Source organism: Rhodosalinus sp. K401 (assembly GCF_041365735.1).
In the GTDB taxonomy this organism is placed as follows: Bacteria; Pseudomonadota; Alphaproteobacteria; order Rhodobacterales; family Rhodobacteraceae; genus Rhodosalinus.
The window spans coordinates 58,038-65,239 of the sequence record NZ_JBGFSI010000017.1 but is presented as its reverse complement, the minus strand read 5'-3'; the positions used below and the strand labels follow the sequence as shown (position 1 = coordinate 65,239).

7 protein-coding genes are annotated in these 7,202 nt (G+C 73.9%); 3 read left to right on the top strand and 4 right to left on the bottom strand.

Features of this window, described 5'->3' with window-relative positions; translation table 11 throughout:
* The 3 genes from AB6A66_RS15370 to AB6A66_RS15360 form a co-directional block, all read left to right on the top strand.
* Nucleotides 1–1,292 (top strand): FtsX-like permease family protein (locus AB6A66_RS15370; RefSeq protein WP_371056580.1); only part of this gene is annotated, 1,292 nt, incomplete at its 5' end.
* Nucleotides 1,282–2,325: a lipocalin-like domain-containing protein gene (locus tag AB6A66_RS15365; protein WP_371056579.1), complete on the top strand. Its 1,044-nt coding sequence runs from the start codon at nucleotides 1,282–1,284 to the stop codon at nucleotides 2,323–2,325. The genes AB6A66_RS15370 and AB6A66_RS15365, both read left to right, overlap by 11 nt.
* A complete protein-coding gene (locus AB6A66_RS15360) occupies nucleotides 2,318–2,878 on the top strand; it encodes a pyridoxamine 5'-phosphate oxidase family protein (RefSeq protein WP_371056578.1) in 561 nt (186 codons plus the stop codon). Before AB6A66_RS15365 ends, AB6A66_RS15360 begins: the two co-directional genes overlap by 8 nt.
* 4 nt (nucleotides 2,879–2,882) lie before the next feature.
* Here AB6A66_RS15360 and AB6A66_RS15355 read toward each other — a convergent pair whose 3' ends face one another.
* The 4 genes from AB6A66_RS15355 to AB6A66_RS15340 all read right to left on the bottom strand — a co-directional run bounded on the left by AB6A66_RS15355 (nucleotide 2,883) and on the right by AB6A66_RS15340 (nucleotide 7,193).
* Nucleotides 2,883–4,133 (bottom strand): lytic murein transglycosylase, encoded by a 1,251-nt coding sequence (locus AB6A66_RS15355; protein ID WP_371056577.1) that lies wholly within the window; start codon nucleotides 4,131–4,133, stop codon nucleotides 2,883–2,885.
* Between the two features lie 95 nt (nucleotides 4,134–4,228).
* Nucleotides 4,229–5,161, bottom strand: coding sequence for a metal ABC transporter permease (locus AB6A66_RS15350; RefSeq protein ID WP_371056576.1), 933 nt, complete (start codon nucleotides 5,159–5,161; stop codon nucleotides 4,229–4,231).
* Nucleotides 5,161–6,378, bottom strand: coding sequence for a metal ABC transporter permease (locus AB6A66_RS15345; RefSeq protein WP_371056575.1), 1,218 nt, complete (start codon nucleotides 6,376–6,378; stop codon nucleotides 5,161–5,163). Before AB6A66_RS15345 ends, AB6A66_RS15350 begins: the two co-directional genes overlap by 1 nt.
* On the bottom strand, nucleotides 6,375–7,193 hold the full coding sequence (locus tag AB6A66_RS15340; RefSeq protein WP_371036346.1) for a metal ABC transporter ATP-binding protein: 819 nt from the start codon (nucleotides 7,191–7,193) through the stop codon (nucleotides 6,375–6,377). The genes AB6A66_RS15345 and AB6A66_RS15340 overlap by 4 nt, the downstream gene beginning before the upstream one ends.
* Nucleotides 7,194–7,202: the final 9 nt, after the last annotated feature.

The following is a 7,202-nucleotide window of genomic DNA, read 5'->3' as shown; positions in this document are numbered from 1 at the left end:
GGCAGGGCGCGGGCGCGGCGGCGCTCTTCGCGGCCGGCGCGCTTGCCCCGGTGCTCTTCGACGGGTTGCTGGCGGGCTTCGCCGCGCTCGGCGGGCTGCTTCTGGGCGCGGCGCTCGCGCTGCCGGTGTTCCTTCACGCGGTGCTGGGCCGGGCGGCGGCCCTGGCGCGCGGCCCGCTTTCCGAGTGGGTGTGGGCCGACACGCGCCACCAGCTTCCGGGCCTGTCGCTCGCGCTGATGGCGCTTCTGCTCGCGCTCTCGGCGAATGTTGGCGTGGGTACGATGGTGTCCTCCTTCCGGCTGGGGTTCACGGGCTGGCTGGATCAGCGCCTCGCGGCCGAACTCTACATCGGCGCCCGCGACCGGACCGAGGCGGCGGCGCTGCGCGACTGGGTGGCGCCACGCGTGGACGCGGTGCTGCCGATCCAGTGGGCCGACACGCGCATCGCGGGGCAGCCCGCGGAGGTCTACGGCGTCGTCGATCACGACACCTACCGCGAGGCCTGGCCGCTTCTCGACGCGGGCGCGCGCCCGTGGGACCGGGTCGCGGCGGGGGAGGCGGCGCTGGTGAACGAGCAGCTCGCGCGCCGCGCGGGGCTCTGGCCGGGCACGCGGGTGGAGCTGGCGCCGGGGTGGGAGCTGCCGGTGGCGGGCGTCTACTCCGACTACGGCAACCCGGCGGGGCAGGCGATCGTGGGGGCAGGGCCTTTCGCCGCGCGTTTTCCCAACGTGGCGCCGCTGCGCTTCGGCCTCCGCCTGCCACCGGAAGAGGCCGAGGGGTTGCGCGCCGCGCTGGTGGAGGAGTTCGGCCTGCCGGCGGAGGCGGTCGTGGACCAGGCATCGATCAAGGCGTTCTCGCTCGGCGTCTTCGAGCGGACCTTCGCGGTGACGGCCGCGCTCAACGTGCTGACGCTGGCCGTGGCGGGGGTGGCGATGCTGACCAGCCTGCTCACGCTTTCGGCCATGCGGCTGCCGCAGCTCGCGCCGGTCTGGGCGGCGGGGGTGGCCCGACGGCGGCTTGCCACGCTCGAACTCGCGCGCGCGGGCATGCTGGCGCTTCTGACCTTCGTGCTGGCGCTGCCGGTCGGGCTGGCGCTGGCCTGGCTGCTGCTGGCCGTGGTGAACGTGGAGGCGTTCGGCTGGCGGCTTCCCATGCACCTCTTTCCCGGCCAGTGGGCGCCGCTGGCCGCGCTCGCGGTTCTGGCGGCGGTGCTGGCCGCGCTCATCCCCGCGCGGCGGCTCGCCCGGATGCCGCCCCGCCAGCTTGTCGCGGTGTTCACCCATGATCGCTAGATGTCTTGCCATCCTTCTCGTGGCGGCGGCCGGCACGGCCCGGGCGCAGGGCTTCGCCGGCCTCGGCACCGAGGCGGAGGGTTTCGCGCTGCCCGAGCGCGGGGCCCCGATCACCTTTCCCGAGGATCACGGCGCCCATCCCGAATTCCGCATCGAATGGTGGTACCTGACGGCCAACCTTCAGGCGGCGGACGGGGCACGCTACGGCGTGCAATGGACGCTTTTCCGCACCGCGCTCGCCCCGCGCGAGGCGGACGGGTGGCAGAGCCCGCAGCTCTGGATGGGGCACGCGGCGCTCACCACCGCTTCGCGGCACCACCACGCCGAGCGCCTGGCGCGCGGGGGCGTGGGGCAGGCGGGCGTCACGGCCGAGCCCTTCGCGGCCTGGATCGACGACTGGCGCGCGGCGGGGCCCAGCCTGTCGGAGGTCACCGTCACCGCCTCCGGCCGCGGTTTCGGCTATGCCCTCGACCTCGACGCGGAGGGGCCTTTCGTCTTCCACGGCGAGAACGGCTTCTCGGTCAAGTCCGCCGAGGGGCAGGCGAGCCACTACTACTCGCAACCCTTCTACAGGGCGCGGGGCACGCTGTCCCTCGAGGGGCGCGAGGTGGCGGTCACCGGGACCGCCTGGCTCGACCGGGAATGGTCCAGCCAGCCGCTCTCCGAAAGCCAGGAGGGCTGGGACTGGTTTTCGATCAGCCTCGATGGCGGCGCGCGGGTCATGGCGGCGCAGGTCCGCGAGACGGGGGGCGGCGTCTTCACCTTCGCCACCTGGATCGCGCCTGACGGGACCGAGACGCCTTACGGCGACGGGGCCCTGCGCCTCACGCCGCTGGGGACGGCCGAGGTGGCGGGCCGCGAGGTGCCCGTGCGCTGGCGGGTGGAGCTGCCCGCCAAAGGGCTCGACGTCACGACCGAGCCGCTCAACCCGCAGTCATGGATGGCCACGAGCTTTCCCTACTGGGAGGGGCCGGTCTCCGTCTCCGGCAGCCATGACGGCCACGGCTACCTGGAGATGACGGGCTATGAATGAGTGGTTCGAGACGCTGGAGGGCCTGCGCGCCCGCGTCTGGCAGCGCCTTGGGCGCGGCGTGGCGGACCGGCGTGCGCCCGCGCGTCACCCGACGCTGGCCACCCTGGGCACGGACTGCGCGCCCGAGGCGCGCACCGTGGTGCTGCGCGGCGCCTCGGAGGCTGCGGGCAGCGTCACGATCTACACCGATGCGGCCTCGGCCAAGGTGGCCGAACTCGCGCGCGAGCCCCGTGCCGCGCTGCATGTCTGGGAGCCGAAGGACCGGCTGCAGATCCGCCTCGCGCTGACGGTCGAACTGCGCACCGGCGCTTCGCTCGACGCGCTTTGGGAGCGCCTGTCGCCCGAGGCGCGCCGGGCCTATGGCGGCCGGCCGGAACCGGGCCGGCCCATCGGCGATCCCGTGGCCGATTACGAGGAGACGCGGGAGCGCGCGCGCTTCGCGGTGCTGGACGGCCGGGTGGAGCGGATCGAGGCGCTCCATCTCGGGGACTGGCACCGCCGCGCGGATTTCTCTCGGGCGGACGGATTCGCGGGCGCCTGGATCGCGCCCTGACGCGTCAGGCGCTGCGCCGGAGCCGGTCGAGGAGCGCGCGCGTGGCCCGGCCGGTTTCGGGCAGGCGGCGGGCGCGCTCATAGGCGCGGATCGCCGCCTCGGTGCTGCTACCGATCACCCCGTCCACGCCGTTCGTGTCGAAGCCCGCGCGTGTGAGGCGCTCCTGGATCTCCTTGCGGTCGGAGAGGGTGAGCCCCTCTGCATCGGGCGGAAAGCTTGCCCGGATGGGCGGGCCGCCGGCGATCCGGTCGGCAAGGTGGCCCACCCCGATCACGTAGGACTCGGCGTTGTTGTAGCGCGCGATCACACCGAAATTCGGGAACACCATGAAGGCGGGGCCGGCGGCGCCCGCCGGGCGCAGGATCGAGGCCGGGCCGTGGTCGGGCACGCGGTGGCCGTCCATGTCGCGCACGCCCGCCGCGGCCCAGGCCGCTGGGCTGCGCGTGGTGCCGCGCCCCAAGGGGCCGGAGAAGCCCGCGGGCAGGCGCACCTCCACGCCCCAGGGCTGGCCGCGCCGCCAGCCGAAGCGGTCGAGATAGGCCGCCGCGGAGGCGAGTGCGTCGGTGGGGTCGTCCGACCAGATGTCGCGCCGCCCGTCGCCGGTGAAATCCACGGCATAGGCCTCGAAGGAGGTCGGGATGAACTGCGTGTGCCCCATGGCGCCGGCCCAGCTTCCGGTCATCCGGTCGGGCGTGATGTCGCCGCGCTCGAGGATGCGCAGCGCGGCCACGAGCTGACGCTCGAAGAAGGGGCCGCGCCGCCCGTCGAAGGCCAGCGTGGCGAGCGCCGAGATCACGGGGATGTCGCCCCGCCGTTCGCCGTAGCGGCTTTCGAGGCCCCAGATCGCGGTGACGATCTCGGGCTCGACGCCGTAGCGCGCGTCGATCGCGGCGAGCGTGGCCACGTGGCGCCGGCGCATGGCGCGGCCCATGGCCACGCGCTCGTCCGAGGCCGCGATGGCGAGATAGTCCTCGAGCGAGCGGGTGAACTCCGCCTGGTTCCTGTCGCGCTCCACCACGCCGGGCAGGAAGCCCGCGCGGGGCAGGGCGCGCTCCAGCGTGGCCTCGGAGATGCCCGCGGCACGGGCGCGGGGCCGGAAGCCGTCGAGCCACGCGTCGAAGGCGGGATTGCGCGCGGGGCGCATGGCCGGGTCGGCGCCCGCAGGTGCGAGCGTGCGCGACCCCGGGCCGCCCGAGCAGGCCGCGAGCGCCGTCGCGCCCAGGCCCAGTGCCATCGTCCGCCGGGATAGCCGCATCACAGTCTCTCGCCTCTGCCTTGGCGGCTAGGCTAACGCGAAACACCGAGTGGGCAAAGCGCGGAGCGCCTTCGCCATTTCGCTGCGTTCGGGCGTCAGGCCGCCTCTTCGCGCCCGATACCCGCACGGGACCGACGCGGCCCGAAGAGGCAGGCAAGCGCGAGGATCGCGCCGGAGACGGTCGCGATCATGCCCGCGGCGCTGACCGCGTCCCGCCCGCCGAGCCAGAGCGGCCCGTAGCCCGCGAGCACGTAGCCCAGCACGGCCGACAGCGTGGCGAAACCCACCGACCACGCCACCTGACGCGCCAGCCGGTCGGTCATCAGCCGCGCGGCGGCGGGCGGGCAGATGAACATCGCGATCACGATGATCGAGCCCACCGCGTCGAAGGCGGCGACCGCCGCCACCGCCGCGGCGGTCACGAGGCCAAGGCCGATCCAGCGCACGGGCAGGCCGAGCCCGGTGGCGAAGCCCTCGTCGAAGGTCGAGATCTTGAGCCAGCGCCAGAACACGGCCGTCAGCAGCGCCACGAGCGCACAGGCCAGCGCCATGCGGAAAAGCTCCGGCGGCAGCGAGGCCAGCGCGGCGGGGTCGAGGAGCGAGCCCCAGCCCTCGGCGCGAAGCCAAACCAGCGATTCGAGATTGCCCATGAGCGCGTGCTCCACGTCGAGGTGCACGCTCGAGGTGTCGCTGCGCTCCAGCAGCAGAACGCCGGCCGCGAAGAGGGTGGTGAAGACCACGCCCATGGCCGCGCCGGGCTCGATCCGGCCGAGGCGGCGCACCGCCTCGATCAGCACCACCGCCACCAGCGCCGCGCCCCCCGCGCCCAGCAGCATCGGCCCGGCCGCGACCACCCCGGTGAGCAGGAACGCCACGACGATGCCCGGCAGCACGACATGGCTGATGGCGTCGCCCAGAAGCGCCTGCCGCCGCAGCAGAAGGAAGTTGCCCGGCAGCGCGCAGGCCACCGAGGCGAGCACCCCGATCAGGATCGGCGTCAGCGAGAACTGCACGAACTCCGCTCCCATCAGGCGTGTCCTCCGGCTGCGTGGGGCGGGCCGATCCGGCGGTCGAACTCCGCGATCTCGTCGGCGGTGAAGACGTCCTCGATCGGGGTCAGCCCGTCATAGCGCCCGGCGAGCGCGGTGTCCTGGTGGACGGCGCGCGCCACGTCCCAGCGGCGTTCGTCCCGCGCCTCCTTGGCGGCCGCCGCGCGCCCGGCCTCGGTTGCCACCCCGTCGGGACGGATCAGCCCCTCGGCGCGCAGCACGCGCAGGGTGAAGGCGTCGTGGATCACCTCGCCGCGGGCGAGCGAGAGCATACCCTGCCGCCGGTGCACCCGGTGCTGGAAGCGCCGGTGCCGCCACAGGGCGGAGGCCAGGCCCCGCGCCGGCGCGAAGAGCAGCGAAAGGGCGAAGAGCGCCGCGGCGGTCAGCACGATGAGCGGCCCCGTGGGCAGGCCAGGCGCGGTAGCCGAGATCGCCGCTCCGACATAGCCCGAGACCGCGCCGAGCGCGCCGGCGGTCCAGACCATGCGGTTCGTGCGCTCGGTCCAGAACCGCGCCGTCACGGGCGGGATGATGAGCAGCGCGACGATCAGCACGAGCCCGACAAGCTTCAGCCCGATCACGGTGACGGCCATGCCGAGCCCCATCGCCGCGAGGTCGATGCGGCGCACGTCGTAGCCCGCCGCCGCGGCATAGTCGGGATCGAAGGCCACGAGGGTGAGCGGGCGCCGGAGCAGCCAGAGCAGGGCGAGCACGAGGGCCCCGCCGCCCGCGATGAGCATCGCGTCGGAGAGAAGCATCCCCGCCGTGGCGCCGAGCAGGAAGTCCTCGAGCCCGGCCTGCCGCCCCGCGCCCATGGTCTGGATCACGGTGAGCAGCACGATGCCGATCCCGAAGAAGACCGAGAGCACGGCGCCGATCGCCGCGTCCTCGGAGAGCCGCGTGCGGCGCGCCATCCACTCGAGCGCCAGCAGCCCCGCCCAGGCGCTGAGCGCCGAGCCCGCGAGGAGCCCCGCGAGGTTCCGCCCGTCGCCGCCGAGCGCCACCATCGCCATGAAGGCGATCCCAACGCCCGGCAGCGTCGCATGGGCCACCGCGTCGGAGACGAGCGCGCGCTTGCGCAGGAAGAGGAAGCTGCCCGCCGACCCGGCGGAGAAGCCAAGAAGCCCCGCGCCCACCGCCACGAGCGCGGCGTTGTAGCCCGCACCGAGGGTGAGCGCGTCGAGAAGCGCGCTCACGAGGCGGCGAGCTCGAGCGCGTCGAGATGGGTGGCCGCGAGGCGTCCGCCATAGGCGGCGTTGAGCGTCTCGGCGGTGAAGGCCGTCTCCACCGGACCCTCGGCGATGCCGCGTACGTTGATCAGGAAGACGTGGTCGAAGTAGGCGCGCACCGTCGAGAGGTCATGGTGCACGGCGATGACCGCCTTGCCCTCGGCCCTGAGCGAGGTCAGCACCTCGATGATGGCACGCTCGGTCGCGGCGTCCACGCCGGCGAAGGGCTCGTCGAGCAGGTAGAGGTCGGCCTCCTGGGCGAGAGCGCGGGCGAGGAACACGCGCTGCTGCTGCCCGCCGGAAAGCTGGCCGATCTGCCGCTGGGCGAAATCCGCCATGCCGACGCGGTCGAGGCATTCCCGCGCGGTCGCGCGATGCCGCCCGGTGACGCGGCCGAGCAGACCCACCCGGCGGTAGAGTCCCATCAGCACCACCTCCATGACGGTGGTCGGGAAATCCCAGTCCACGCTAGCGCGCTGGGGCACATAGGCGATGCGGTCGCGCGCGCGCTCGAGCGGCTGCCCGAAGATGCGCACGTCTCCCGAGAGGCGCGGAACGATGCCGAGCGCGGCCTTCAACATCGTCGACTTGCCCGCGCCGTTCGGCCCCACGATCGCCGACATGGTCCCTGCGGGGAAGGTAGCGTCCACCGAGAAGACCGCCGGCGACTCTCCGTAGGAGACGGTGAGCCCGCGGATGGCGAGCGCCGTGCCGGGCGGTATCGCGAAGGTGTCCGTGGCCCGGCCGTTCCGCGCCGCAAGGCTGAGCCCCGGGGTCTGCATCCTGTCGCG

Coding starts and splice junctions, on each gene's coding strand:
- AB6A66_RS15365 (WP_371056579.1), top strand. CDS start 1,282: ATGATCGCTAGATGTCTTGCCATCCTTCTCGTGGCGGCGGCCGGCACG.
- AB6A66_RS15360 (WP_371056578.1), top strand. CDS start 2,318: ATGAATGAGTGGTTCGAGACGCTGGAGGGCCTGCGCGCCCGCGTCTGG.
- AB6A66_RS15355 (WP_371056577.1), bottom strand. CDS start 4,133: ATGCGGCTATCCCGGCGGACGATGGCACTGGGCCTGGGCGCGACGGCG.
- AB6A66_RS15340 (WP_371036346.1), bottom strand. CDS start 7,193: ATGCAGACCCCGGGGCTCAGCCTTGCGGCGCGGAACGGCCGGGCCACG.
- AB6A66_RS15350 (WP_371056576.1), bottom strand. CDS start 5,161: ATGGGAGCGGAGTTCGTGCAGTTCTCGCTGACGCCGATCCTGATCGGG.